We start from the raw sequence: 1,588 nt of genomic DNA on the forward strand, positions 1-1,588 counted from the left end.
GTGTTAGCCCGCCTAGTGCTGCCTTCAGAAATACTGGATTATTTTAGTATAGTAAGTGTTGAAGAATCTTCGAGTGAGATTCATATTCACCTTGATGAATTAATGAATACTGAATTATCTAATGATATTCATTTTGAGTCAAAGGGTTTTATGAGTCCTGTCAACGTTACTGATTTCCCAATCCGTGACCATAAGGTTATACTGGTAATCCGCCGCCGAAGATGGACAGACCTTCGCACCGGCAAAAGTTTCAGTCTCCCAATTGCGCTTGATGTGGCCTGCCAGGGCACCCGTTACTCCAAGGAGTTTGGGGCTTTTTTAAAAGAAACGTATGGAGACATCCCGGGTGACTTGCCGTACGCTTGAAACATTTTATCATATAAATGCACATACTTTTGAGAAACAGTACAAAGAAACATTAAGTGGTTACTGTGAGTGGGATGAACCGGATAATGCCGACAAATGGCTGCTGTTTCCTGAAAACATAGGTCCCCGCCTGCAGTACAAAGAAATATTAAGTGGTTACCGTGAGTGGGATGAACTGGATCATGCCGACAAATGGCTGCTGTTTCCTGAAAACATAGGTCCCCGCCTCGCAATAGACGAATCCTCTCTGTCTAATGACGAACTGTATACGTTTGTTGCCAACCGTGACCGCCATGCACATGGAGGAAGCCTTGTGGCGGTCGTTGCCGGAACAAAATCTGAGGCTATAATACAGGCTTTAAAACAGACCTGTCTAATGACGAACTGTATACGTTTGTTACCAACCGTGACCGCCATGCCCTTGAAGGAAGCCTTGTGGCGGTAGTTGCCGGAACAAAATCTGAGGCTATAATACAGACTTTAAAACAGATTGATAAAGCGGAACGTATGAAGGTTGAGGAGGTCACTCTTGTTCTTTCAGACTCGATGCGCAAAATAGTTTCTGTAGCCTTTCCTAATGCCAAACGGGTAATAGACCGTTTTCACATACAGAAACTGGCTGGTGATGCTGTACAGGAAATTCGCGTGGCACATCGCTGGGATGCACTGCAACAGAGCAACGAGGAAATGGAAGAATGCAAACTGTCGGGTAAAACCTATGTGCCATTTCGTTTCCCCAACGGAGACACACGTCCCGAACTGCTTGTCAGAAGTCGTTACCTGCTGTTTAAATCAGCAGACAAATGGACAGAAAGACAAAAAGAAAGGGCCGGAATCCTATTTGACGAATACCCGGATATTAAAGTTGCTTACGGACTGTCGCACTCATTAAGAATGATATTTTCCAAAAACGCAATCAAAGATGCTGCAAGGCTCAGTATGGCAAAATGGAATGATAAAGTGGAACGTGCAGGCATGAAGCAATTTAATGTGATTGCTGCAACCTTTTATGAACATTATGGTGAAATATTGAACTTATATAACAATCGTTTCACGAATGCAGCTGCTGAATCATTCAATGCTAAAATCAAACTCTTCAGAGCTAATCTCCATGGAGTGACGGATAAAAAGTTTTTCCTCTTTAGAATCGCAAAGCTCTACGGATACCCCCATTAAATTTCTACTGCCCCACTATTAGTCCCATAAGTCTCATTAATCTCAT

General features: G+C 43.1%; 1 protein-coding gene and 2 pseudogenes. All 3 read left to right on the forward strand.

The window, feature by feature from the left end:
* The coding region (locus QVO66_RS11450) for an ISAon1 family transposase N-terminal region protein (RefSeq protein WP_288172842.1) at window positions 1-366 on the forward strand (366 nt) is incomplete at its 5' end.
* Window positions 332-613: pseudogene (locus tag QVO66_RS11455) on the forward strand (hypothetical protein); the annotation flags it as partial. The gene QVO66_RS11450 and the pseudogene QVO66_RS11455, both read left to right, overlap by 35 nt.
* Before the next feature lie 113 nt (window positions 614-726).
* Window positions 727-1,542, forward strand: a pseudogene (locus QVO66_RS11460) (ISAon1 family transposase); the annotation flags it as partial.
* Between the last annotated feature and the right edge of the window lie 46 nt (window positions 1,543-1,588).

The organism is Prevotella sp. CAG:255 (assembly GCF_000431195.1).
GTDB classification, from domain to species: Bacteria; Bacteroidota; Bacteroidia; order Bacteroidales; family Bacteroidaceae; genus Prevotella; species Prevotella rara.